Source organism: Burkholderia thailandensis E264 (assembly GCF_000012365.1).
Classification (GTDB): domain Bacteria; phylum Pseudomonadota; class Gammaproteobacteria; order Burkholderiales; family Burkholderiaceae; genus Burkholderia; species Burkholderia thailandensis.
Genome location: NC_007651.1, coordinates 3,257,356 through 3,282,369 on the forward strand (window position 1 = coordinate 3,257,356; position 25,014 = coordinate 3,282,369).

Genomic DNA, 25,014 nt, shown 5'->3' on the forward strand with positions numbered 1-25,014 from the left:
GACAGCCGGCGAGCAGCGCCGAGGAAACCGGAGTGGCGAAAGACGACGGGGAGCGAAACGACTGGTCGGGGCGAGCGGCGGCGAACATGACCGAAGAAGACGAACGGACTCGAAAACGAACTCGAATGATGACGCGTGCGGCCGAACGGCCGCCTTTCGTCAGCATTATGCATTAAGGAATGGAAAACGAATGCCGGCTCGAATCGAACGCGCGCCCGGTGACGTTTCGGCGCGACATTTCGAGCGCGGCGATACGGCATTTTCGTTTTCGAGATTCGAGCGCAGGCCGCGAGAAGCTGCGGCAGGCCACGCTGTGACGGCACGACGGCCGGTTGCAAGAACGCGCGAAGCGCGCGCGCAGACACGCACGCACGAGCGGCGGCGCACCGCACGCGCGAAGCGCGCGCGATCGCGTCACGAACCGCCGAACCAGTTGTACCCCTGGTCGACCCAATATCCGCCCGGATACGTGTTGGTCACGAATATCTCCATGATGTGCTTCGGATTCTTGTAGCCGAGCTTCGTCGGCATGCGCAGCTTCATCGGAAATCCGTATTCGGGCGGCAGCCGCCTGCCGTCGTATTCGAACGCGAGCAGCGTCTGCGGGTGCAGCGCGCTCGGCATGTCGATGCTCTCGTAATAGTCGTCCGCGCATTTGAAGCCGACGTACTTCGCGGTCGTGTCCGCGCCGGCGCGGCGCAGGAATTCGCGAAACGGCGTGCCGCCCCAGCGGCCGATCGCGCTCCAGCCCTCGACGCAGATATGCCGCGTGATCTGCTGCGCATGCGGCAGCGCGTACAGCTCCGGCAGCGTCCAGTTGCGCTTGCCGGTGACGAGCCCCGACACGGCGAGCCGAAAGTCGCCGACGTCGACGCGCGGCACGTCGTCGATGCCGTAGAACGCGTTGAACGGGAACGGGCGCGTGATGTCGCTTTCCGCATACGTCGGCGCGAGCCGCGTCGGCCCGAACAGCCACGCCTGCACGCGATCGTTCGCGCGCGACACCTTCTCGAGGAAATCGTCGACCGACGCGTCGTCGCGCAGCGTGCAGCCCGTGAGCATCGCGAGGCCGCCGAGCGTGAGCACGCGCTTGCCGAACAGGCGTCGCGACGGCAGCGCGAGCGCCTTGCGCACGTCGATCAAGAGCGACGCGCGGTCGATCCGCGCAATGTCGCCTTTGGGCTTTTTTCCGTCGTTTTCAGACATGATGCACAGCTCCTTTCAATGACCGCGCAGCATCGCGAACAGCGAGCGCGGCACGAGCGCCGCCATCGCGACATGCACGACGAAGAACGCGACGAGAAACGCCATCGCCCAGAAGTGCACGACGCGCGCGTTGTCGTAGCCGCCGAGCAGCACGCGCAGCAGCGGAAACTGCACCGACTTCCAGATCACGAGCCCGGAGAGCACGAGCAGCACGAGATCGGCGATCGCCGCGACGTACGCGGCGCGCTGAACGGCGTTGTAGACGGACGGATCGTCGTGCGACAGCCGGCCGCGCAGCGCGTCGCGCAAATCGCGCGCGACGCCCTTGGCGGTGAGCGGCAAGAACTTGCGCGCGAAGCGCCCCGTTGCGATGCACATCGTCAGATAGAACGCGCCGTTGAGGAACAGCAGCCACATCGCGGCGAAGTGCCATTGCAGCGCGCCGCCGAGCCAGCCGCCGAGCGTCGCGCCGCGCGGGAACGTGAAGCCCGCGTAGATCGGCGACGCGTCATAGATCCGCCAGCCCGACAGCGCCATCGTCACGGCGGCGACCGCGTTGAGCCAGTGGCTCGCGCGCACCCACCGCGGGTGAATCGGCCGGCGCGGGCGGACGGCGGGCGTGGCTGCGCGCGTGTGGGTCCGGCTCGCCGCTTCGGTGGTCGCTTGGGTCGTTGCTTGGGTCATGGCATGGGTCGTCCCGTTGATCAGGGCATGAGGCATTGCTTCGGGCAGCGCGCCGGCAACTGCGCCGGCCATCGCGGCGGTTGTCGTGTCGACCGGCACGTCGGCAGCGGCGTTAGTCGTTGCGTTAGTCGTTGCGTTAGTCGTTGCGTTAGTCGTTGCGTTAGTCGTTGCGTTGGTCGTTGCGTTGATCGTTGCTTCGGCTTTTGCGCCGGCTTTTGCGTCGACGGCCGCGAATGCCCCCGCCCCGCCCGCCGACGCGTCGCTCGTCTCGCCCGTCGCCGCGCCCGCCCGCGCGCCGGTCACGGCCGTTGTCGACGCGCTCATCGTCGCCGTTGAGTTCATCGGCGATACCCTCCTTCGTTGATGGATCGCGCCCATGCGCCGCTCAGCCGCACAGCGGCAGATCGAGCGCCTGCAGCACGTCGCCCGTCGCGCGATCCTCGACGAACGCCGCGACGCCGTACCGCGCGGCGTCCGCCGCGCGCAGGTTCGCCGGCAGCGGCAGCGCGCGCCGCGCGTCGAGCGGCGCGCCCGCGTCGCCCGTCGCGGCGAGCGGCCCGATCCATTGACGCACGACGCGCTCGTGACGCAGTGTCGCGCCGCGGTTCTCGCCCGCGCGCACCTGCGACTCGACGCCGTTCTCGTACAGCGCGAGATACGCGTCGAGCGCGCGCGGCGCGCCGGCGCGCGGCGTCACGGACAGCGCGACGTCCAATGCGTCCGCCCGCCGCACGGCCGACAGCGCGATGCGAACGCGCGCGGGCTCGGCGGCCGTCTCGACGATGCGCCGCCCGAACGCGTTCGCATCGCGCCCAGTCGCGCAGTTCGCGGCCGCCGACCGCGACTTCCGGCGTATAGACGAAGCGGCCGCCGCCGCGCGCGGCGAGCGCTTGCTGGCGCTCGGTGAAGCGATGCTGCGCGAGGCGGTCGGTCCAGCCAAGGCCGTCCCAGTAATCGACGTGCAGCGCGAGGGGCACGACGCGCAACGCGGCGCGGCGCGCGGCCAGCCGCGCGAGCCAGTCGTCGGCGGGAGGGCAACTGCTGCAGCCCTCGCTCGTGTAGAGTTCGACGAGCGCCTGCCGGGCGTCGGCGCTGCGCGCGACGCACGCGCCGCCCGCGGCCGCTTGCGCGACGCTTGCCGCGGCGAGCGCGGGCGCGGCCGCAGCGGCGCGCGTCGAAGCAAAAATTGAAATCGACATATCGAAGCTCATCGGTCGGAGCCGGTGCGCGGGCGCGCAGCGCCGCACGCCGGCGGGCAAGACGCGATCCGGCTTCCCGCAGCGCGCGGCGCCGCGAGACAAAGGCCGCCCGAAGCGCGCGCGGACGACCGAGCCGTTCGCGTCATGAAAGACAAGACGCCGCGAACGACGCCGCTCAGTTCGACATCGGACTCATCTTGTCGGACGACATCGGCTTTTTCATCGCATCCTTCGACATGCGGCCCGCCTTCATGCCGCCCTTCGCCATGTGATCCTTCTTGCCCATCCGGTCCTTCGACATCGCATCCTTCGACATCGCGTCGCGAGACATCGCATCCTTCGACATCCCCATGCCGTCCTTCGACATCGCGTCGTTCTGCGCATGCGCGAACGGCGCGGCGAGCGCGAGACCGGCGACACAGGCGAAAGCAATCAGATTCCTTTTCATGGGATAGCTCCATCGTGATTGGTTGAGGAGCCGAATAGTCGGAAGGCGACGGCGGATATGACACCCCCGCGCAAGAAATTTTTTGGGACAGGCGATCGCGCCGGCGGGCAACCACCGCGCCGGCGAACAAACGCACGACCGGCAAGCCGCCGGCAGGCCCGATACGCGACGAAACGCGCCGCCCGCGCGGCGCGAGCGCAATCGCCCCCGGTGACGTCCGCCCCCGCGGCGCAACATGGCATCCGGCCGCGTGCGCGCGCAATCGATCTGTCCCCTGTTGAAACCGCCGCCGACCCGGTGTATCGTGTGCGCTTGCTAACGCGGGGGTCCTGCATTGCGCTCGGTCAAGCGATCGTGCGAAGCGGGTGAGAAATACCCTTTGAACCTGATCTGGATAATGCCAGCGCAGGGAAGCGTCAGGGTTTCGCCGCTGTTTCACGTCAGAATCCCGTCGCGTCGCGAATCTCGTCTCCTGCTTAGCGCCCCACACCCGCTTTGCATGGGACCCGGGCGAGCGCCAAAGCGCCAACTCGGGTCGACACAGGAGATCGCATGAACGCCAACCCCAAGTTCCTGTCGGCCGACGCCCGCGTCGACGCCGCCGCCGTCGCACCACTGCCGAATTCGCGCAAGGTCTACGTGACGGGCTCGCAACCCGACATCCGCGTGCCGATGCGTGAAATCACGCAAGCCGATACGCCGACGAGCTTCGGCGGCGAGAAGAATCCGCCGATCTACGTCTACGACACATCGGGCCCGTACACGGACCCGGACGCGAAGATCGACATCCGCGCGGGCCTGCCCGCGCTGCGCCAGCGCTGGATCGACGCGCGCGGCGACACCGAGACGCTCGCGGGCCTCACGAGCGAATACGGCCGCGAGCGCGCGGCCGACCCGGCGACCGCCGAGCTGCGCTTCCCCGATCTGCACCGTCATCCGCGCCGCGCCAAAGCCGGCAGGAACGTCACGCAGATGCACTACGCGCGCCAGGGCATCATCACGCCGGAAATGGAATTCATCGCGATCCGCGAGAACCAGCGCCGCGCCGAGTATCTGGAAAGCCTGAAGGCGAGCGGCCCGAACGGCGCGAAGCTCGCCGCGATGATGGGCCGCCAGCACGCGGGCCAGGCGTTCGGCGCCGCCGCGTTCGGCGCAAACGAGGCCGGCACGAATATGCTGACCGAGATCACGCCGGAATTCGTGCGCTCGGAAGTGGCGTGCGGCCGCGCGATCATTCCGGCGAACATCAACCACCCGGAAACCGAGCCGATGATCATCGGCCGCAACTTCCTCGTGAAGATCAACGCGAACATCGGCAACTCGGCCGTCACGTCGTCGATCGGCGAGGAAGTCGACAAGATGACGTGGGCGATCCGCTGGGGCGGCGACACGGTGATGGACTTGTCGACCGGCAAGCACATCCATGAAACGCGCGAGTGGATCATCCGCAACAGCCCGGTGCCGATCGGCACGGTGCCGATCTACCAGGCGCTGGAAAAGGTCAACGGCAAGGCCGAGGACCTGACCTGGGAAATCTTCCGCGACACGCTGATCGAGCAGGCCGAGCAAGGCGTCGACTACTTCACGATCCACGCGGGCGTGCGCCTGCAGTACGTGCCGCTCACCGCGAACCGGATGACGGGCATCGTGTCGCGCGGCGGCTCGATCATGGCGAAGTGGTGTCTCGCGCATCACAAGGAGAGCTTCCTGTACGAGCACTTCGAAGAGATCTGCGAAATCATGAAGGCGTACGACGTGAGCTTCTCGCTCGGCGACGGCCTGCGCCCCGGCTCGATCTACGACGCGAACGACGAAGCGCAGTTGGGCGAACTGAAGACGCTCGGCGAGCTCACGCAAATCGCGTGGAAGCACGACGTGCAGGTGATGATCGAAGGCCCCGGCCACGTGCCGATGCAGTTGATCAAGGAGAACATGGATCTGCAGCTCGACTGGTGCAAGGAAGCGCCGTTCTACACGCTCGGGCCGCTCACGACCGACATCGCGCCCGGCTACGACCACATCACGTCGGGCATCGGCGCCGCGATGATCGGCTGGTTCGGCACCGCGATGCTCTGCTACGTGACACCGAAGGAACACCTCGGCCTGCCGAACAAGGACGACGTGAAGGAAGGCATCATCACGTACAAGCTCGCCGCGCATGCCGCGGACCTCGCGAAGGGCCACCCGGGCGCGCAGGTGCGCGACAACGCGTTGTCGAAGGCGCGCTTCGAGTTCCGCTGGGAAGACCAGTTCAACCTCGGCCTCGATCCGGACAAGGCGCGCGAATTCCACGACGAAACGCTGCCGAAGGATTCGGCGAAGGTCGCGCACTTCTGCTCGATGTGCGGCCCGCACTTCTGCTCGATGAAGATCACGCAGGACGTGCGCGAGTTCGCCGCGCAGCAAGGCATGTCGGAAGACGATGCGCTGAAGAAGGGGATGGAAGTGAAGGCGGTCGAGTTCGTGAAGACCGGCTCGGAGATCTATCACCGCCAGTAACGCGGCACACGCCTCGCAGCGCCCCGAAAGCCCGCCTCGCGCGGGCTTTTTTGCGCCCGCGCAACGGCGCTTCGGGGGACGAAACAATTGATTACGAAAGCCGAGACGCTCTAACAAGTCCTTACAGCGCAAAACGGACCGGCCGCGTAGATTTTTAGCTGTGAGCCGCACCGAAGCACGCGCGCCCACGCGTCTCTTTAATCTGAGGATTGAACAATGAAATCGATTCGGCGTATTGGGGTATGCGCAATGCTCATCGCGACGGTCGCGAGCCTGTCCGCTTGCGACACGATGACCACCCAGCAGCGTAACGCGGCAATCGGCGCGGGCATCGGCGGCGTCGCCGGCGCGGCGATCGGCGGCAACGCGCTGTCGACGATCGGCGGCGCGGCCGCGGGCGGGCTCGTAGGCAGCCAGGTCGGCAAGTAAGCCCGCGACTCGGGCGGGCGCGCGCCGCGCAACGCAGGCCGCGCCCTCGAATGGGCCGACGGTGTGCGCCGCGTTCGCCGCGGCAGGCACCGTCCGGCCGTTTTACACCGCCGCGCGCGGCGCGACTCATGGGCAGTTGCGCCGCGCGCGGCGGAAATGATCCGTTACCGTTTCACACAGCGTTTCACACGGGAGCGGTCTAAGCTCGCAAGCATCTGCCCCACACGCACGACTGCGGAATCACCATGAACAAGACCCTTGTCGCCGCCGCGCTCGCGAGCGTCGCGCTCGCCGGCTGCTATTACCCGTACGGCTACTATCCGGCGACCGGTTACTACGCGGCGCCCGTGGAAACCGCGCCCGTGTACGCCGCGCCCGCCTACCCGTCGTATTACTATCCGGCGCCGTCCGTGTCGCTCAACTTCGGCTACTGGGGCGGCGGCCACCGCGGCTACTGGCGCCGTCACTGATCCGTCGCCGCGCCCCGCGCAGGCGGCAACGCACCCGCATCGGCGACGCATCCGCGCGGCCCTGCCGGTGCGCCCGCTCCCGAATCTTGCCGTTTCATCTCAGGCTGAAACGTCGCGCAACAGCGCGGTGTAAGATGCTTGGCCAATCCCCCTTCGACCGCCAAGTGTCCGATCCTCGATGAACCTCAAGAACGCCTTCCTGCTGATCGTCCTCGCCGCGCTATGGGGCGCATCGTTTCTCTTCATTCGCGTCGGCGTCACCGAGTTCGGCGTCGCGCCGCTGATGGCGCTGCGCGTCGGCATCGGCGCGCTCTTCCTCGTCGCGCTGATGCTCACGCGCTACGCGCCGCGTGAGCTCGTCGCGCTGCTGCGCAAGCACGCGTGGCCGCTCTTCATCGTCGGCCTGCTCAACTCCGCCGCGCCGTTCTGCCTGTTCGCATTCGCCGAGCTCACGCTGTCGGCGGGCGTCACGTCGGTCATCAACGCGACGACGCCCCTCTGGGGCGCGCTCGTCGCCTATCTGTGGCTCAGGGATTCGCTGTCGCTGCCGCGCGTGCTCGGCCTCGTGATCGGCTTCGCGGGCGTGCTCACGCTCGTCTGGGATCAAGTGTTCTCGCCGCACGGCGCGAGTCCGGCTTCGCCCGCGACGGCCGCGCTCGCCGCCGCCGCCGCGCTCGGCGCGACGCTGCTGTACGGCATCGCGGCGAACTTCACGAAGCGCAAGCTCACTGGCGTCGATCCGCTCGTCAACGCGACGGGCAGCATGATCGGCGCGACGGTCCTGCTGCTGCCGTTCGCGCTCGCGACCTGGCCCGCCGCGCCCGTCTCGACGCACGCTTGGGGCTCGGTGCTCGCACTCGGCATCGCGTGCACGGGTGTCGCCTATTTCATCTTCTTCTACCTGATCGCGCACATCGGGCCCGCGCGCGCGATCACCGTCACGTTCGTGATCCCGGCGTTCGGCATCCTGTGGGGCGCGCTCTTCCTCGGCGAGCACGTGTCGTTCGCGATGCTCGAAGGCTGCGCGATCGTGCTGCTCGGCACCGCGCTCGCGACCGGCGCAATCAAGCGGATTCCCGGCGTTCGGCCCCAGCGCAACGAGGCGGCCTGACGTCGGACGGCGGGCGGCGCGGCGGCAGGGTCGGCGCGCCGCCGTCGCCGCAGGCGACGGAAGCCCGGCCGAGGACCGCGCGGCGCGGCGCGCCGTCGAACGGGCCGCTTGTACCGACCGGCGGGTCGCAAACGCCGTTCGTGCGCAGGCCGCCGCAAATTCGCCGAGTGCCGTTTCGTTTTCCGCCGTGTCGGCGCCGCCAGGTCGACGCCAGCCGCGCCGATTTCATTCCATATGCGAAACGTCGGGCAGCCGGCAGCAAGACTATCCGCTGCGGGCCGCGCAGGTGCCGGCGAGCCTCGCGCACCATCGTCTTTTCGTCGGCCGTTTGCGCGCCGATCACGCCGCACGGTGAGTCAGGCGGCGTTCGATGCCGAAGGCAGCGAGGTCCGCCGCGCGCACGGCAGGCTCGCCTCGCCAACCTGAACCGACTGGTGAGTCGGAATCGCCGTGATCGACGCGCGCCCTGCGCCGCGCTGCGGCAATCGGCAAACGTTCCTCGTTCGAACACGCCGCTGCCCCGCCCGCTCCGGCTTTGCCTTGCTTTTCCCCGCCCCGTGGCGCGGCCCGGCCCGGCCCGGCAGCCGCACTGCAACGATCGTTGCAGTGCGGCATTTGCGTCTTCCGCGGCGCGACATTGCGACACCGAATTTAAGCGTATCCCCGATGCGCAGCACGCATCGACATTCGTTACACTCGATCCAGTTCCCCACTGGACGCAGAAATGACGCCTTTCGTCTTTCGCCGCGTGGCCCTCATCAGCGCTCGCGAGCACGTCCGCCGCGCGAGACGCGCCCTTTGCCGCTCGTCGCGGCGACGCTGACAACATGCCGAAAACGCAGGGGCTCTCGCCCGAAAGCCTGATTTCGCAGTTCGCCCGCTGTGAAGAAGGCTGGTGTGTGCAGTATCACGACGTCATCCTTGCAAGTGCTTTTCAACCGGTCATCTCGATCACGCACAAGCGCGTCGTCGGCTACGAGGCGCTCGTGCGCGCGACCGACGCGAACAACGCGCAGATTTCGCCCGACACGCTGTTCGCGCGCGCGCAGGCGCGCGGCGAGACGATCCTGCTCGATCGGCTGACCCGCTGCCTGCACGTGGCGAACTTCTCCGAGCAGGACACAGGCTCGTGCTGGCTGTTCCTGAACGTGCTGCCGCAGATGTTCGACGCCGGCATCGCGCCGAGCGTGTTCATCGAGGCGCTCTGCGCGCACTTCGCGCTGCCGCCGACGCGCGTCGTGCTCGAAGTGATCGAGCAGCCGTCGCGCAACGAGCCCGCGCTCGCCCGCACGCTCGACATGATTCAGCACGGCGATTTCCTGATTGCGGTCGACGATTTCGGCACCGGCTTCTCGAACTTCGACCGCATCTGGCAGATCAAGCCCGACATCGTGAAGCTCGACCGCTCGATCCTCGAGCGCTCGCTCGCGGCGAGCGACGCGCACCGCATCGTCCATCATCTCGTCACGATGCTGCACCACGCGGGCACGATGGTGCTCGCGGAAGGCGTCGAGAACGAAGACGCGCTGCAGATCCTGATGGATGCCGACGTCGACTTCGTTCAGGGCTTCTGCTTCGGCCTGCCCGATCCGTCGCTCGAGCGTGCGCGCCGCGCCGCGCCGGCGCGCATCGAAACCGCGTGGCAACGCTTCGCCGAGCGCGTGAAGGAGCGTCGCGGCGACGTCGTGCATCCTGGCTTCGACACGATCGAGCGGATCGTGCTCGCGGGCGCCGCCGACTATGCGCAGGCCCGGGATTTGCGTGGCGCCGCGCAGCGGCTGCTGACGAACCCGATCGTGCGGCGCGTGTTCGTTGCGGAAGCGAACGGCGAGCAAGTGGAGCCGTCGGTCACGAACGAAACGCCGGACACGCCGAGCGCGACGACGCGGCGGCTCGCGCCGCTGCTGCCGGAGCTGCATTGCAACTGGTCGCGGCGCGCGTATTTCCAGCGCGCGGTCGCGGCGCCCGGACGCGTCGCGCTGATGGGGCCGCACTTCTCGCTGACGGACGGGCGCGACTGCTACACGGCCGCCGTCGCGATCCATCTCGGCACGACACTGAAGGTGTTCTGCGTCGACTTCGACTTCTCGTCGTACGGGGACGGGCAGTAGGCGAGGCAAAAAGCACGACGAATTGGCGGACGCATCGGCACGACGCCGGCCGGCTGGCGAGCGGCGCCCCGGCATTCGAACCGCACGCTCGAGCACGCGCGTAGCGGCATCGGCGCGCACTCCTGCGCTCGTTCGCCGGCCGTTTCCGCGTTTCCGCGTTTCTGTACTTCCCACTTCCGCGCCGCTGCCGTCGCACCGAGCGCAGCCGTCGTCTGTAACGCGCCACCCGCACGCATCACGCGCGCCGCGTGCGCCGCACCGCCGCCGCAAACGCCACGGGCCGGGCCACCGTCGTCATTCGACGATCCTGCCGCGCCCGGATTTCACGTCGCTGCGCCGACTCTTCTCGGCAAGCCGTCGCTCCTTCGACGCGCGCGTGGGCCGCGTGGCGATCCGCTTGCGCGGCGTGACGCCCGCGCTGCGAATCAGCGTGTCGAGCCTCGCGAGCGCGGCCGCGCGGTTCTTCTCCTGGGTGCGGTACTCCTGCGCCTTGATGACGACGATGCCTTCTCGCGTGATCCGCTGATCGGCGCGCGCAAGCAGCCGCGCCTTCACGTCGTCGGGCAGCGACGACGCGCGAATGTCGAAGCGCAGGTGAATCGCGCTCGACACCTTGTTGACGTTCTGTCCGCCCGCGCCTTGCGCGCGAACCGCCGTCAGCTCGACCTCGTCCGGCGAAAATGCGTAGCGCAGCGTCATCGCGCGCCCTCCTATCGTGTGCGCAGCGCATCGGCGATCCGTGCGGCGAGACCGGAATCGCGCGCCGTGCGCGTCGCGATCGCGAGCGCGAGCACCGCGCGCGCGCCGATCACGCGCACGCGCGAGCGCGCGCGCGTGATCGCGGTGTAGACAAGCTCGCGCGACAGCACACGGTTGAACGACGCGGGCAGGACCAGCGCCGCGTCGTCGAACTCCGAGCCCTGCGATTTGTGGACGGTCAGCGCGAACGCCGTATCGTGCGGCGGCAGCGCGGCGGGCGACACCGCGCGCGCGCGGCCGTCCGCGCCGCGGAACCAGACGCGCAACGCGCCACGCGCGCCGGGCAGCGCAATGCCGATGTCGCCATTGAAGAGTCCGAGCGCGTAATCGTTGCGCGTCACCATCACGGGCCGCCCCGCGAACCAGTGCGCGCCGAGCGCGAGCGGCACGCGCACCGCTCGCCGCACCTCGGCCGCGACGAGCGCGTTGACCTCGTCCGCGCCGCGCGCGCCCGTTCGCGTCGCGCAGAGCACGCGAAAGCGGTTGAGCACGTCGAAGAGCGGCAGCGGATCGGGATCGGGCGTCGCGAGCGCGTCGCGCAACGCGGCCGCGTAGCCGGCGAAGCCCCGCGCGAGTTGCCCGACCGTCGCGGCCGACAGCGTCGCGCCGCCGTCGTCGCACCAGCGCGCGGCCGCGTCGTCGGCCGTCGACAACGCATCGAGCGCGTCCTGCACGGCGCCGCGGCGGATCGCGAGCGACAGCCTGCCGATCGGCGAGTCGAGGCCGAAGCGGTAATTGCGTTCGAGCCAGATGACGCAGTCGGTCAACGGCGCGGCGGCGGCATCGGCGTCCGGTGACGGGGCCCCGGCCGGGTTCGCCGGTGCCGACGCTTGCGGTTCGATATCCGGCCCGGCGTGGGCGGCGGGCACCCGGCCGGCCTGTGCGCGCGCGCCGCCGGCGCTTGCATCCGTTGCCGTCGCGGTTCGCCGCTCATCGGAGCCGGCATTCGCCGAAGCGCCTTCGGATATCGAAAAGTCCGCGTTGTCGAGCCACTCGAGTTCGCCAGCCTCGATCCACGCGGCGGGCTCGGCGAAAGACGCATCCCACGGCAAATCGGCGACGCCGGCTTCATCGGCCTGTGCGTGCACGTACGCGGCGTTTTCAATGTCGCGCGCGCCCGGCGAATCCGCTCGAACATGCGTGGCGAGCGCGTCACGCCGGCGGCGCGGGGTATCAAGCGATGCACGATCGTCGCGGCGATCGATGCTCGACGTGCCGACATCCTGCGCATCGGCACCCGACGTACCGACGCCCAACGCCTCCGCGCCCGACTCATCGGCGCCTGACGCACCGGCACCTGACGCCTCCGCGCTGAACGCATCTTCGTCTTCGAACGCGAACAGCCATCCCTGCGCGTCGTCGACACCCCGTTTCGATTCGCGCCCGCCGCCGCGCCGGCCCGCGCGCGGCGCCGGCGCGCGCTGAGCCGGGGCTTCCGGCGCGACCTTCGCCGCGGCGACGGCACCCGTCGCTCGTGCGGCCAGCGCCGCCGCGCCCGTGTCGACCGAAGTCGCGCGTGCGTCCGCGCTCGCGCCCGCGTTCGCCGCATCGGCCGCATGCAGAACGCCCCCCTGCGGCAGCGCCGCCACGAATTCGGCCTCTCCGACGCCGAGCGCGCGCGCAATCGTCGCGCACGTCGCCGAGCTGAACGCGGGACGCGCGCTCAGCTCGGCAAACACCGCACCCGCCTCGACGGCCGCGAGCTGATCCTTGTCGCCGAGCAGCACGAGGCGCGCGTTCGGCGCGAGCGCATCGAGCAAGTGCGCGGCGAGCGCGACGTCGATCATCGACGCCTCGTCGACGACGACGAGATCGTATGGCAACGGGTTGTCGCGATGATGCGCGAAGCGCCCGCCCGGACCGCCGCCCAGCAGCCGGTGCAGCGTATAGGACGTGCGCGGCAGACGCGCCGCGAGCTCGGCCGGCAGGCTGCCGGCGCGTGCGTGCAGCGCCTCCTGCATCCGCTGCGCCGCCTTGCCGGTCGGCGCGGCGAGCGCGATCCGCAAGTCGGGGTGCGCGTCGAGCAGACACGCGATCACGCCGACGACCGTCGTCGTCTTGCCGGTGCCCGGCCCGCCGCTCACGATCGTCACCCGGCCCGTGAGCGCGACGAGCGCCGCGACGCGCTGCCAGTCGACGCCCCGCTCCTTCTGCGGCCCGAAATAGCGGACGAGCCGTTCGCCGAGCGCCTCGGGCATCAATTCGCCGGCATCGCCCGCTTGCGCGCCGCCGCACCGGGCGCGCGCGACGAGCGCGCTCGCAAGCCGCGTCTCGTATTCGAAGTAGCGCGCGAGATACAGCCGGCCGTCGCGGTCGACGACGAGCGGACGCTCGGCGCCGCGCGCGATGCTGTCGAACGCGGTCACGCCGCTCGCGGCGAGCGCGTCGCGCACGTCGGCGAACGGCTCGTCGTAGCGTTGCGCGAGCGCGCGCAGCGACACGCAGACGTGCCCCGCCGCCGTCGCGCGGCTCGCGGCGAACGCCGCGCGCGCCGCCCAGCGCGCGGCCGCGGCGCTCGCGCCGACGCGGCGCGACAGCATCCCGATCCGGCGCGCGAAACCTTCGGCAAGCGCGAGCCCGAAATCGGCCGGCTCGGGCAGGCGGTCCGCCAGACCGCCCGTCCATGCGAAACGTTCGTCGACCACGCTCATGCGCCCCCCTCGAGCATCAGCGCGTCGAGCGCCTCGATCAGCGCGCGCGCGGGCCGGCGCGCGTGCACGCCGGCGCTCGCGCCGCCGCTTCGCCAATCGGGGCGCACGCCGCGCACGAACAGGTACAGGTAGCCCGCGACATGCGCGTCGTAGTCGTAGTCGCGCATCCGCACGCGCAGATAGCGATGCAGCGCGACCGTATAGAGCAGCGCCTGCAGATGATATGCGTGGTGCGCCATCGCGGCGTCGAGCGCGCGCTCGCCGTACGCGTCGGGCGTCGTGCCGAGATGGTTCGACTTCCAGTCGACGATCCAGAAGCGGCCGTCGTGCTCGACGATCATGTCGATGAATCCTTTGATGAACCCGGCGAGCGTGCCGGCTTCGAGCGCGACGTCCGGATAGCCGTGCGCGGCGAGCAACCGCCGCAACGCGTTGAAATCGAGCGCGGGCGCGGGAAACAGGAATTCCATTTCCGTCAGCCGCCGCGCCGGGTCGAGTGCCGCCAGGCGCATGCCCGGCACGAGCTCCGTTGCCGCGAGATCGGCGACGAGCCGCGTCATCATCGCGGGCAGCCGCCCGGCAAGCGCGGGCTCCGCTTCGACAGGGCGCTCGTGCAACGCGCGCTGCGCGGCCGGCGGCCACGTCGACGCGTCGGAAAAATCGCTCAGCTCGAGCAGCCGGTGCAGGCATTCGCCCGCCGCCGCGCCGCGCGGAAACGCGAGGATATCGTCTTCGGCGGGCTCGCTCGCGATGGCCGCGGCCTCTACGATCGCGCCCGCCGCATCGAGCGTATCGAACGCATCGAGCACGTCCGCGCCGACCGCCGCCGCAAGCGCGTCGTGATCGGGGCGCATCTCGTCGTCGGCCGCACGCGCGACACCGCTCTCGTCGCGCGCGATCGCCGACGCGAGCGAGCTGAAGCTCGCGATCCGCCATGCGTCGCGCAGCCCGCGCTTCGCGCGCCGCGCGGCTCGCGTCGCGTTCGCGTCGTGTCCAGCCTCGAGCGGCTCGCGACGCGCGGGCACCGGCAGCGCGCCAAGCGTCACCGGGCCGCCGGCGAGCGCCTGCCAGCGCACGGCGAGCTCCGCGTCTTCGGGCGGCTCCTTCAGCCACGCATCGAAATCGCGGCCCGCGCCCGCGACGAGCCAGTTCAGCACGCTGCGTCGCGCCTCCTTCGTCGAGCGCGACGACTGGTAGGTGCCCGCGACCAGATAGCACCGGTAGACCGCGCGCGTGAGCGCGACGTAGACGAGCCGCGCGCGCTCGGCCGCCTGCTCGCGCGCCGCCTCGCGCGACGCGCGCTCGGCCGCTTCTTCGTCGCAGCCGTAATGCAGCACCGCGACGCCCGACTCATCGTGATATTCGCGCGCGTCGGGCAGGCCGGAACCGGGCGGCTCTCGCAGCCCGCCGTCGTTCAGGAACGGGCAGAACACGATCGCGTATTCGAGCCCCTTCGACTTGTGGACGGTGACGATCTGCACGAGATTGCGATCGGATTCCAGCCGCAGTTGCGCATCGTCCCCGCCGCCGTCGAAGCGCTGCGCGGCGAGCCAGCGCAGCGTCGGCGCGATGCCCGGCTGCGCGGACGCGCGCGCCTGCGTCAGTTCGGCCAGATGATTGATGTCGGTCACGCGCCGCTCGCCGTCCGGCCCCGCCATCAACCGCTCGGCGATACGCAGCTCGCTGGCGAGCGTGCGCCACATCACCGCGAAGCCGCGCTCGCGCCACAGCAGCCGGTAGCGCGAGAAGCGCTCGACCCAACCCATCGCGTCGGTGTCCGCGGACGGCGGCGCAACCGCGCCCGCCGCCGCGGCGCGCGCATGGCCGTCGTTCCCGCTCGCATCGCCTGCGGCGTCTTCGGTACCGCCCGGCCCCGCGTCGCCCTGTTCGAGACGCCAGAGCGCCGCCGCGTCGAGTCCGAACCAGTCAGACGCGAGCGCCGAGCGCAGACGCCGCAGATCGCCCGGCGCGTCGATCGCCGCCAGCACGCGCTCGAGTTGCTCGGCATCGATCGTCGCGAACACCGATGCCTGCGCGAGCTCGACGCTGCCGATCCCCCACGCGGCCAGCACGCGCTTCACGAGGCTGCCTTGCCGGTGCGTCTGCACGAGCACCGCAATGTCGGACGCCGCGAGCGGTTCGCCGCCGAGCGTCACCGCACGCTCGCGCGCGCCGCGCATCAGCCGCGCGATCTCCGCCGCGCATGCATGCGCGGCGTGCCGCTGCGCATCGCGCTTGGTCAGCACGTCGTCGCCGGCGGGCAGCGTCCAGACGCGGAAGTCGCCCGCGCCGGCGAGCGGATCGGTCGCGTCGACGAGCGGCGCGCGCACGCGCGAGCCCGCGCGCACCGGCTCGTAATCGAGCCCGTCGAGCACGAACGCGCGCGGGTTCGCGCCGAACACGCGGTTGCACGCATCGACGATCGCGGGCGTCGAGCGCTGGTTCACCGCGAGCGTGTAGCGCGCGGACGCCCGCGCGCGCGCGGCGAGATACGTGTGCAGGTCCGCCGCGCGGAAGCTGTAGATCGCCTGCTTCGGATCGCCGACGAGAAAGAGCGGGCCGGCAGGCGCGAAGATCGTGTCGAAGATCGCGAACTGCAGCGGGTCCGTATCCTGGAATTCGTCGATGAGCGCGGCCGGATAGCGCGCGCGCAGCGTCTCGCGCAACCACGGATGCGCGTCGAGCGCGCGATACAGGTTCGCGAGCAGATCGTCGAACGATACGACGCGGCGCGTGCGCTTGCGCTGCGCAAGCTCGGCGGGCGCGGTGTCGAGCCATTGCTCGACGAGCGACAGCCAGCGCGCGCGCTGCGCGGCCTCGAGCGCAGCGACGGCCGCCTCGAGCGCCTGCGCGACGTCGAAGAACGCGTGGCGCGGCGTCGCGCCGCCCTTTTTCGTCGCTTTCTCGAGCGAGGACTGCGTGAGCTTGAGCGCCGCGCGTGGCAACGCAGCCACCGCGCTCGCCTGCTCGAAGTAGCGCGCCCACGCGTCGAGCGCCTCGCTCACGGCGTCCGGCTTGTGCGAGCGCTGGTTCAACGAGGGTTGCGCGTCGGCGAGCAGCGCATCGAGCACGCCCCGCTCGTCACGCCAGATCGCGGCCGCCGCATCGAAGTGCGCGCGCGCGGTGCTTTCCGCACCGTCGTCAGCCGCGTGCAGCCCGTCCCAGCGCAATCGCGCAAGCGGCTTCTTCAGCCGCCGCGCGAGCTGCGCGTCGAGCGCCGCGGGCCCCGCGCCGTATTCGACGAGCCACTCGGCGAACGCCGGCTGGGCCGCCGCGACCGGCTCGACGCGCGTGCGCCAGAAATCGGCGGCCAGCTCGAAGCGCAGCGCGCCGTCGTCCGCCTCCATCTCGAACGCGAACGGCATCGCCGCCGCGAACGGCGCTTCCTGCAACGCCCGCTGACAGAACGCGTGGATCGTGTGGATCGCCGCCTGGTCGAACGCGCGCAGCGCGCGGCGCACGCGCTTCGCGGCCGTTTGCGGATCGAGGCCGCGCCCGGGCGCGAGCGTCGTCTCGAACAGGCGTGCGACGAACGGATCGCCGCCGTCATCGCCCGTGTCGAGCGCGTGCGCGAGCTGCGCGAGGCGAGCGCGAATCCGCTCGTGCAACTCGGCCGTCGCCGCCTTCGTAAAGGTGACGACGAGAATCTCGTCCGCGCCGAGATCCTTTTCGAGCAGCAGGCGCACGTACAGCGCGCAGATGTTCCACGTCTTGCCGGTGCCGGCGGACGCCTCGATCTGGTTCACGCCGTCGAGCGGGCACGCGAAGACGTCGAGCTCGCTCGACGGCAGGCCGGATTGCGCTGCATGGCTCATGACGCCCTCCGCAGATGCTCGACGAGCGGATCGAACACGAGATGCGCGAGCGCGCCGAACGGCTCGTCGAGCGAAGGATTCGCGCCGCGCCACGCGAGCGCGAGCGCCGCATCGTCGGCCTCGCCCGCGACGCGATCGTTGATCCACACGCCCGCCGCCTTCGATTCGCTCTCCGACACGAGGGCCCACGCGCTCCTCGGGAAAAACGCGAGCGGCATCCGGCGTCCCGCGCGAAACAGCGCGGCGAGCGGCGCGAGCTGCTCGAGCGGCGCGGCGACGGGCGCGAATTCGAACGTGTCGCCGCAGCCGAACCACAGCGTACGGCGCGGCCCGGCGGGATCGATCGCGCAATAGACGAGATGCGCGAGCCACGCCGATAGATAGTCGCGCGCACCCGGCCGCGCATAGCGGTAGATCACCTGGCCCGCCGCCGTCAGCCGCGCGAGCGCGCCGTGCAGGCGCAATGGCTCGCGCGTCGCGGCCGACGCAAGCGCGGCGTCATGCTCGCCGAACCACGGCGCGTCGCCCGCCGCAGGCCACGCGGGCGCGACGTCGAGCGCGAACGGCACGCGCGCCGCGCCGTCGGCGAGCGCGCGCCGCACGTTGCCCGCGAGCTGCGCGAGCGCGTCGAGCTCATGGTCGCGCCGCACCGCGCCCGTCGCGCCGCCGGGCACCTCGGGGCTTGCATCGGCGACGCGCAGCGCATGCTCGAACGCGCCCGCATCGGCCGTCTCGATCAGAAGCGGGAGCACGCGCCCGGCGAGCGCGTCGCTGCCCGCGTAATCGAGCTCGAACGGCTCGGTATCGACGAGCTCCGCCTGCGCATCCCACAGCACGATGCCGAGCCGCGCGCGCAGCAGCGAGCGCGCCGGGTGGCGCCAGAAGCGCTCGAAATCCGCGAAAGCGACGGGCTCCGCCGGCTCGGCGGGCAGCGGTTCCGAAAAGAACGGGAGCGCCTGCGCCCGCCCGCCTTCGGCGAGCAGGCGCGCGAGTGCCGCACGCGACGCGTCGTACGTGAAAAGCGCGCCGCCCGGCGCGAAGTAATCGGCCGAGAATGGTTGCAGCGGATGCTCGATCACGAACGCGCGGCGCGCGGCGTCGACCGCGTCGGGTGACGCGTCGGGCCCGGCGGACACCGTCGCCAGATGGTCGAGCAGTTCGTCGACGAGCGCCGCGGGCGGCAACGGCGCGTTGTCGCGGATGCTGCGGCCCGTGTACGCGATCAGCAGGCGATCGCGCGCGGCGAGCAGCAGGTCGAGGAACAGATTGCGCTCGTCGTCGCGCCGCTGGCGGTCGCCGAGCTTCGCGAACACGGCCATCAGGTCGAATTCGTCCGCGCGCGCGAGGCTCGGCAGCACGCCGTCGTCCATCCCGATCAGGCACACGATGCGATACGGCAGCCCGCGCAGGCTCGTGAGCGACGAGAACGTGACGCCGCCCCACGGCACGCCGCCGCGCGCCGGATCGTCGAGCGCGGCCGCGAGGCCCGCGCGCACGACGGCGGCCGGCAATTCGGCGCGGCCCGCGCCTTCCGCCATCGCGGCGAGCATCGCGTCGAGCGCGTCGCGCACGCCGGACAGCGCGTCGGCGAACGCCGGGCCCGAATCGAAGAAGCGCGCGAGCGCATCGGCGAACACGTCGCCCCAGTCTTGCGGCGTCAAGTCGCGGGCGATGCGTTGCGCGAAACCGTCGAGATCGTCGGTGAAGCGCGCGAGCCTGCCGAGCAGCTCGGCCTCGCCGCCCTCCGCGCCCGCGATCGGCAGCCAGGTCGAGACGGGCGCCGCGCCGTCGGGCATCGCATAGCCGAGGAACAGCCGCGTGAGCGCATCGGCGAACGTGTGGCGCGGCGCGGGCACGGCGGCGTTCGGCGGCTCGACCGCGTCGGGCGCGAGCCCGCGCCGCGCGCCCGACGCGGCGAGCCACGTCTGCACGGTTTCGAGCGCCGTCGCGTCAATCCCGTAGCGCGCGGCGATCGCGTCGGCGCGCAGCCACTCGACCAACTCCGGCGCGCCGACGTTGCGCTCGGGCAGCGCGAGCCAGTCGAGCAGCACGCGTGCGACGGGATTCGCGTGCGATGGCGGCAGGCCGGTGATCCGGTACGGGATGCGCGCGGCGTCGGCGCCCGACGACGTGCCGAACACGGCGTCGATGAGCGGCCCCGCCGCCGCGAGATCCGGCATCGCGACGAGCACGTCCGACGGCGCGAGGCTCGGGTCCGCGTCGAACCACGCGAGGAGGCGGTCGTGCAGCACCTCGAGCTGGCGCGCGAGGCTGTGGCACACGTGAACTTCGACGCCGCGCTCGGCGAGCGGCGCGCCGAGCGCATCCTCCGGCTGCAGATCGAGAATTGCGTTCTGCACGCGCGCGAGCCACGTCGGCGCGGGATTCTCCGCGTAGCGCGACGCATCGCTCGCCGCCGCGCTCTCGGTCAGCTCGTGCAGCATGTGCAATTGCGCCTGCGTCTGCCTGCCCCATTCGGCGAGGAGCGGGTGACCGACTTGCTGATAGTCGAGCTGGTCCGCCGCGTCGAGCGACTCGACGCGCGCGGCCGTGACGATGTCGAACCAGAACTCGCGGCACGGATTGAGCGCGTAGATGCGCACGTCGATCCAGCGCGACAGTTCGCGCAGCAGCGCGATGTGCAGCGGCGGCATCGTCGGCAGCGCGAACACGCTGACCGCATCCGGCCACTTCGCTTGCGCGTGCGCGATCACGCCGGGATCGAACGTGCCGGCCTCGCGCAGGAACCGGTGCGCGGGCGGCATCCCGCTGTCGGACAGCTCCGCGAGCAGCGCGCGCCAGAGCGCGGCCTGCCACGCCTCGTCGTCGCGTGCGGCCTCGCCGCCGTGGCGCGGCGCGCCTTCGAGCGCGAAGATCGATTCGCCGTCCTGCCATTGCGCGAGCCATTCCGGGCGATACGTGAGGTAGTGGTCGAACACCGTCGCGATCCGCTGCGCGAGCTCGTGGCGCATCGGCGCATCGGCCGCGGCCAGGTACGCGGCGAGCCGCGGCGAGCCGCGCCACGGCGCGGCGCCGTCGTCCGACAGCAGCCGGTAGCAGCGCCAGACGAGACGATCGGGCGCGAACGGCGAGTGCGCGGGCACCGTCAGCACCTCGCCGATCTGCGCCCACAGCCATTGCGCGAGATAGCTGAAGCGCACGTTCGCGCACACGCCGTGCCGCTTCGCGACGTCGAGCTCGAGCCGCCGGCGCAGCGCCGCGCTCGGCACGATCACCTGCTGCGCGGCCCAGGGGCCCGCGCCGTCCGACGCGAAGGCGAGATCGTCGAGCAGCGCGGCGGCCAGCGTTTCGTGGCGGTTCGAGTAGAAGAGATGGAGCATGAAACCAGGTGAAGGACGCCGGGTGGACGCCCGGCCAATCGAGGAGCCAAGGATAGCAAAGGGAGACGGGCGCGAGAACCTGGCCGATCGGCCGATCCGGCGCATATTGCGATCTCGCGCCCCTGTCCTGCATGCCGTCTCGCGTCCTGCCCTGCGTCGTACCTTGCGTCCTGCCGATCGCGACTCGCCGCGGCGGCGGCCGAAGGCCATATCGCCCGCCGGTCCGGCCGCGCGCGGCGGCCAAAGTCCGGATACCGAACGGCCGGCCCCGAATCACGGCTTTCGCGACGCGGAAATACGATAGACTCGTCGCCAACCAGAACATCCCCGACGCCCCGTCGCCAGCTCACTCGCCCATCGATGCGCTATTCGGTCGAAATCAGGAAGTTTTTCTACAGCCAGTATTTCTTCGGCGGCCTACGGATCGCGCTCGGCGTATCGCTGCCCGCGGTGCTGAGCCTCATCGTGCTGCACGACCGCGAGCTCGGCTTCACGATCGCGACAGGCGCGCTCGGCGCATGCGTCGTCGACATGCCCGGCCCGCTCAAGTACAAGCACAACGAAATGCTCGCGTGCAGCGTGATCGGCTTCTTCTCCGCGCTCGCCACCGGGCTCGCGACGCCGAACATCTTCGCGCTGTGGCTCACGATCGTGCCGCTCACGTTCGCGTTGTCGCTCATCGTCGTCTACGGCAACCGCTGGCCGCAGATCAGCTTCGCGACGCTGTTCATGATGGTGATGACGCTCGAAGAAAAGTTCACGCCGCTGCAGGCGCTCGTCAACGCGTCGTGGATTCTCGCGGGCGGGCTCTGGTACACGTACTGGGCGACGATCGTGTCGCGCTGGCAAGCGCGCCGCATCGAGCAGCAGGCGCTCGCCGAAAGCCTCTTCGCGTGCGCGTCGTACCTGCTCGCGCGCGCGGATTTCTATGATCTGGACGCGGATCTCGACGAGTGCTACCGCAATCTCGTCGCCCGGCAGATCACCGCGGTGGAGACGCAGGAAACCGCGCGCGACATCGTGCTGCGCAACCTGCCGAAGCTGCGCCGAGGCAAGCTCGACCCGGGCCGCACGATGATGTTCAACCTGTTCATCAACAGCGTCGATCTGCACGAGATGTTCGTCGGCGCGCACACCGACTACCCGCTCGTGCGCAGCACGTTCGGCGGCTCGGACCTGATGATTTTCTATCGCGACCTGATCCGCAAGGCGGCGGCCGATCTGGAGGAAATCGGCTTCGCGGTGCTCGAGAACCGGCTGCCGCATTCGCGGATCAGCGTGAAGGCCGAGTTGCGCGCGATCGAATACGAGATCGAGCTGATGCGCAAGAAGCAGTTCGCGGCGACGAACCCGGAAGCGTACGCGGCCGTGCTCGCGACGTTCCGCCGGATCTGGAGCGCGACGCGCCTCATCGACAAGATGCGGCGCAACCTGTCGGGCAGCGCCGACGCGCAGCAGACCGAACTGAAGATCGACAAGGCGCTCACGCGCTTCCTGCAGAAACGCCGGATGTCGCCGCTGCTGATTTTCTCGAATCTGAACATGGGCTCGCCGAGCTTCCGGCACGCGCTGCGCGTGACGATCGCGGTGGCGGTCGGCTTCTGGCTCGGGCGCCTGCTGCCGCTCACGAACGCGTACTGGATCGTGATGACGAGCATCATCATCCTGAAGCCGGGCTATTCGCTGACGAAGCAGCGCAACGTGCAGCGTATCGTCGGCACGCTGATCGGCTGCACGGCGAGTCTCGCGCTGATCTACACGGTGCACGAGCCGCACGTGCTGATCGCGATCATGTTCGCGTCGATGGTGATGAGCTACAGCCTGCTGCTCTTCAACTACGCGGCGAGCGTCGTGTTCACGTCGTCGTACGTGCTGCTGCTCTTCCACCTGCTCGCGCCCGGCAACATGCGGATCATCGGCGAGCGCGCGATCGACACCGTCGTCGGCTGCATGATCGCGATCGCCGCAAGCCGCCTCTTCCCGTACTGGGAATATCGCGCGATCGGCAAGCTCGTCGCCGACGTGCTCACGACGACGCGCAAGTACTTCGAGGCGACGTGGCGCGCGGGCCGCGGCAAGACGGCCGCCGCCGTGCCGGCGGCCGACGGCGCGACGGCCGTGCCCGCAGTCGCGGCCGTCGTCGACGCGGCGGTGCCCGGCCTCGACGGCGACTACCCGTACCGGCTCGCGCGCAAGAACGTGCACATCGCGTTCGCGAACCTCGGCCAGGCGTTCCAGCGGATGATGCTCGAACCGAAGGCGCACCAGAAGTTCGTGCCGGAGCTCAACGATCTGCTCGTGCAGACTCACGTGCTCGGCGCGCAGATCACCGCGGCCGCGCCGCTGCTGCGCCACGCGTGCGAGCAGGGCAACCCGCCCGCGCTCGAGCGCGGGATGGCCGCCGTGCGCGAGCATCTCGAGCAGGCCGAGGCCGGCGCGCCGCCGCCGCCGAACCAGGCCGACGCGACCCGGCAACTGACGCGCGAGCTCGATTCGATGGTGGTCGACGCCGAGCGCTCGGACACGAGCGCCGATCTCGCGCACGATCTGAAGGTGCTTGCGCACCAGTGCAAGCAGATGCTCGCGTCGTCGCTGCTGATCCGCAAGGACGCGAGCGTGATCCGGCTGCCCGAGTGAGCCGCTCGCGTCAACCTTCCCTTTCCGCCGTTTCGCGCCGCGCACGCCCTCAGGGATTCCCTGACTACTGCCCGCGCGCGCCGATTGGTATGATCTATCCCGCGCCAAGTTGTCTATACAACTTTTCGAGCGCGAGCGCCGGGCCGCATCGCCCGGCCGACGACACCAATCATTCGGAGACACGATGAAGAACTTGCAGCGCCATCTGAGCGCGCGGCACATCCGCTTTCTCGCGCTCGGCTCGGCGATCGGCACGGGCCTCTTCTACGGCTCGGCGTCCGCGATCCGGCTGGCGGGCCCCGCCGTCATCCTCGCGTACATCGTCGGCGGCGCGGCCGTCTACATGGTGATGCGCGCGCTCGGCGAAATGGCGGTGCGCGAGCCCGTGCCCGGCTCGTTCGGCCACTACGCGAGCGAAAACCTGGGCCCGTTCGCGGGCTTCGTCACCGGCTGGACCTACACGCTCGAGATGGTGATCGTCGCGATCGCCGACATCACCGCGTTCGGCATCTACATGGGCTTCTGGTTTCCGGACGTCCCGCAGTGGATCTGGGTGCTCGCGATCGTCGCGATCATCTGCGGGCTCAATCTGTGCCACGTGAAGGTGTTCGGCGAGCTGGAGTTCTGGCTGTCGATCGTCAAGGTCGGCGCGATCGTCGCGATGATCGGCGGCGGCGCGGCGATCCTGTTCTCCGGCATGAAGCTCGGCAGCGGCGGCGCGCCGGCGCTCGCGAATCTGTGGTCGCACGGCGGCTTCCTGCCGAACGGCGTGGGCGGGCTCGTCGCGTCGCTGTCGGTCGTGATCTTCGCGTATGGCGGCATCGAGGTGATCGGCATGAGCGCCGGCGAGGCGAAGGAGCCCGAGCGCGTGATTCCGCGCGCGATCAACGCGGTGCCGATGCGCATCCTGCTCTTCTACGTGCTGACGATGGTCGTGCTGATGTCGATCTTTCCGTGGACGGGCGTCGGCGCGAACGGCAGCCCGTTCGTGCAGATCTTCTCGGCGCTCGGCGTGCGCTCCGCGGCCGAGATCCTGAACCTCGTCGTGATCAGCGCGGCGATCTCCGCGATCAACAGCGACATCTTCGGCGCGGGCCGGATGATGTACGGGATGGCGCTGCAGGGCCAGGCGCCGCGCGCGCTCGCCTCGATGTCCGCGCGCGGCGTGCCGTGGGTCACGGTGCTCGTGATGGCGGGCGCCCTGCTCGTGGGCGTCGTGCTCAACTACCTGATGCCGAAGGACGTGTTCCTGATGGTCGCCGCGATCGCGACGTTCGCGACGGTCTGGGTCTGGCTGATGATCCTGCTGTCGCAGGTCGCGATGCGCCGCCGGCTCTCGGCGGCCGAGACCGCCGCGCTGAAGTTCAAGGTGCCGTTCTGGCCGATCGGGCCGGCGATCACGATCGCATTCATGGCGTTCGTGATCGCGATGCTCGGCTACTTCGACGATACGCGCATCGCGCTCTTCGTCGGCGCCGCGTGGCTCGCGTTGCTCACGCTCGTGTTCTACACGCGAGTCCGCCCGCGGCTCGCCGCCGTCGCGCGCTGACGCCGCGCACGGGCGAGCCCTCCGCCCCGCCAAGCGCTGCAAGCGCCGGCCGGGACCGGCGCGCCGCGGGCGGGCGCCGGCGCGGCCGCGCCACCCGCTTTCGCG

16 protein-coding genes, 1 pseudogene and 1 riboswitch are annotated in these 25,014 nt (G+C 70.1%); of the genes and pseudogenes, 8 read left to right on the top strand and 9 right to left on the bottom strand.

The window, feature by feature from the left end:
- Positions 1 to 414 precede the first annotated feature (414 nt).
- The 5 genes and pseudogenes from BTH_RS26685 to BTH_RS26700 form a co-directional block, all read right to left on the bottom strand.
- Positions 415 to 1,206 carry a molybdopterin-dependent oxidoreductase gene (locus BTH_RS26685; RefSeq protein WP_009892024.1) on the bottom strand — a complete coding sequence of 264 codons (792 nt, stop codon included), beginning with the start codon at positions 1,204 to 1,206 and terminating at the stop codon, positions 415 to 417.
- 15 nt (positions 1,207 to 1,221) lie between these two features.
- A complete protein-coding gene (locus BTH_RS26690; RefSeq protein ID WP_011402510.1) occupies positions 1,222 to 2,232 on the bottom strand; it encodes a cytochrome b/b6 domain-containing protein in 1,011 nt (336 codons plus the stop codon).
- Between the two features lie 43 nt (positions 2,233 to 2,275).
- Positions 2,276 to 2,623 (bottom strand): DUF1223 domain-containing protein, encoded by a 348-nt coding sequence (locus BTH_RS35930; protein WP_407637880.1) that lies wholly within the window; start codon positions 2,621 to 2,623, stop codon positions 2,276 to 2,278.
- Positions 2,559 to 3,101 (bottom strand): annotated as a pseudogene (locus BTH_RS26695) (DUF1223 domain-containing protein); the annotation flags it as partial. The gene BTH_RS35930 and the pseudogene BTH_RS26695, both read right to left, overlap by 65 nt.
- A 163-nt stretch (positions 3,102 to 3,264) precedes the next feature.
- Positions 3,265 to 3,537, bottom strand: a complete 273-nt coding sequence (locus BTH_RS26700; RefSeq protein ID WP_009892029.1) for a pentapeptide MXKDX repeat protein — start codon at positions 3,535 to 3,537, stop codon at positions 3,265 to 3,267.
- Between the two features lie 312 nt (positions 3,538 to 3,849).
- Positions 3,850 to 3,967, top strand: a riboswitch (TPP riboswitch).
- Between the two features lie 122 nt (positions 3,968 to 4,089).
- Here BTH_RS26700 and thiC point away from each other — a divergent pair.
- The 5 genes from thiC (at position 4,090) to BTH_RS26725 (ending at position 10,157) form a co-directional block, all read left to right on the top strand.
- A complete protein-coding gene (gene thiC, locus BTH_RS26705; RefSeq protein ID WP_009906169.1) occupies positions 4,090 to 6,036 on the top strand; it encodes a phosphomethylpyrimidine synthase ThiC in 1,947 nt (648 codons plus the stop codon).
- 216 nt (positions 6,037 to 6,252) lie between these two features.
- Entirely contained in the window at positions 6,253 to 6,465 is a 213-nt protein-coding gene (locus tag BTH_RS26710) for a glycine zipper 2TM domain-containing protein (protein ID WP_011402513.1), read from the top strand.
- Positions 6,466 to 6,710: 245 nt separating this feature from the next.
- On the top strand, positions 6,711 to 6,935 hold the full coding sequence (locus tag BTH_RS26715; protein WP_009892034.1) for a hypothetical protein: 225 nt from the start codon (positions 6,711 to 6,713) through the stop codon (positions 6,933 to 6,935).
- A 178-nt stretch (positions 6,936 to 7,113) separates the two neighbouring features.
- On the top strand, positions 7,114 to 8,046 hold the full coding sequence (locus tag BTH_RS26720; RefSeq protein WP_009892035.1) for a DMT family transporter: 933 nt from the start codon (positions 7,114 to 7,116) through the stop codon (positions 8,044 to 8,046).
- An 827-nt stretch (positions 8,047 to 8,873) separates the two neighbouring features.
- Positions 8,874 to 10,157 (top strand): sensor domain-containing phosphodiesterase, encoded by a 1,284-nt coding sequence (locus tag BTH_RS26725; protein WP_009892037.1) that lies wholly within the window; start codon positions 8,874 to 8,876, stop codon positions 10,155 to 10,157.
- 294 nt (positions 10,158 to 10,451) lie between these two features.
- On the opposite strand, the gene arfB is transcribed toward BTH_RS26725, so the two are convergent.
- Genes arfB through recC form a run of 4 tightly spaced genes read right to left on the bottom strand, consistent with a single transcriptional unit; the run spans position 10,452 to position 20,723 of the window.
- On the bottom strand, positions 10,452 to 10,856 hold the full coding sequence (gene arfB / locus BTH_RS26730) for an alternative ribosome rescue aminoacyl-tRNA hydrolase ArfB (protein ID WP_009892038.1): 405 nt from the start codon (positions 10,854 to 10,856) through the stop codon (positions 10,452 to 10,454).
- An 11-nt stretch (positions 10,857 to 10,867) separates the two neighbouring features.
- Complete coding sequence (locus tag BTH_RS26735; protein ID WP_009892039.1) at positions 10,868 to 13,567, bottom strand: AAA family ATPase; 2,700 nt, start codon at positions 13,565 to 13,567, stop codon at positions 10,868 to 10,870.
- The gene (gene recB / locus BTH_RS26740) at positions 13,564 to 17,382 is read right to left on the bottom strand and encodes an exodeoxyribonuclease V subunit beta (RefSeq protein WP_009892041.1); all 3,819 of its coding nucleotides are present in this window, start codon (positions 17,380 to 17,382) and stop codon (positions 13,564 to 13,566) included. The genes BTH_RS26735 and recB overlap by 4 nt, the downstream gene beginning before the upstream one ends.
- A complete protein-coding gene (gene recC, locus BTH_RS26745) occupies positions 17,379 to 20,723 on the bottom strand; it encodes an exodeoxyribonuclease V subunit gamma (protein WP_009892042.1) in 3,345 nt (1,114 codons plus the stop codon). Before recC ends, recB begins: the two co-directional genes overlap by 4 nt.
- Positions 20,724 to 21,083: 360 nt before the next feature.
- Between recC and BTH_RS26750 the strand changes: the two genes are divergently transcribed.
- The 3 genes from BTH_RS26750 to BTH_RS26755 are packed head-to-tail and all read left to right on the top strand — an operon-like array spanning position 21,084 to position 24,909.
- Entirely contained in the window at positions 21,084 to 23,360 is a 2,277-nt protein-coding gene (locus tag BTH_RS26750; protein ID WP_009892043.1) for an FUSC family protein, read from the top strand.
- The gene (locus tag BTH_RS32385; RefSeq protein WP_009909863.1) at positions 23,357 to 23,548 is read left to right on the top strand and encodes a hypothetical protein; all 192 of its coding nucleotides are present in this window, start codon (positions 23,357 to 23,359) and stop codon (positions 23,546 to 23,548) included. Before BTH_RS26750 ends, BTH_RS32385 begins: the two co-directional genes overlap by 4 nt.
- Positions 23,545 to 24,909, top strand: a complete 1,365-nt coding sequence (locus tag BTH_RS26755; protein ID WP_009892044.1) for an amino acid permease — start codon at positions 23,545 to 23,547, stop codon at positions 24,907 to 24,909. The genes BTH_RS32385 and BTH_RS26755 overlap by 4 nt, the downstream gene beginning before the upstream one ends.
- Positions 24,910 to 25,014 lie beyond the last annotated feature (105 nt).